The organism is Rhizobacter sp. P1_G5 (genome assembly GCF_056405435.1).
Map to the genome: position 1 here is coordinate 1 of NZ_JBFUCB010001163.1, position 674 is coordinate 674.

Here is a 674-nt window from a genome sequence, read left to right on the forward strand (position 1 = left end):
GGCCAGGCCCACCAGCTGCAGCGCGATCGCCGCGCGCTTCTTGCGCTCGGTGGCCGACAGCTTGGTCAGCAGCAGCGGCAGCTCGACGTTGCGCTGCGCCGACAGCATCGGCATCAGGTTGTAGAACTGGAACACGAAGCCGACCCGCGAGGCGCGCCACTTCGCGAGCGCCGCCGACTTGAGCTGGTCGATGCGCTGGCCGCCGACGCTGATGCTGCCGCCGGTCGGCGCATCGAGCCCGCCGATCAGGTTCAGCAGCGTCGTCTTGCCCGAGCCCGAYGGGCCCATCAGCGCGACGAAGTCGCCCTGGTCGACATCGAGGTCGATGTGGTGCAGCACCTCGACCTTCTGGCGGCCGCGCTCGTACACCTTCGACAGGTCGCGGATCTCGATCAGCTGGGTCATGGGTTCTCCTGGGGGTTCTGTCTTGTTGAAATGCAGATCACTCGGTTTCGTCGGGCCGCACCGCGGCACCGTCCTTCAGCGATTCCGGCGGCGACACGACGACGCGCTCCCCCGCCTTCACCGCATCGGGCAGCAGCTTCTGGCCGCCGATGTCGCCGCCGGCCGGCTTCACGCTGCGCTGCTGCACGCGGCCGTCGGCGACGACGAACACCACCGTGCCGCCGTCGCGCTGCACCAGCGCCTGCGGCGGCACCAGCACGCCCTTGGGC

Annotated in this window: 2 protein-coding genes; both read right to left on the minus strand. The window is 69.7% G+C overall.

Annotated features, from left to right (window positions below; all coding sequences use genetic code 11):
• On the minus strand, window positions 1-405 hold a 405-nt coding region (locus AC1D12_RS34745; RefSeq protein ID WP_477845590.1), incomplete at its 3' end, for an ABC transporter ATP-binding protein.
• A gap of 37 nt (window positions 406-442) precedes the next feature.
• Window positions 443-674, minus strand: a 232-nt coding sequence (locus tag AC1D12_RS34750) for a permuted SH3 domain-containing protein (protein WP_477845591.1), incomplete at its 5' end; no start/stop codon positions are given.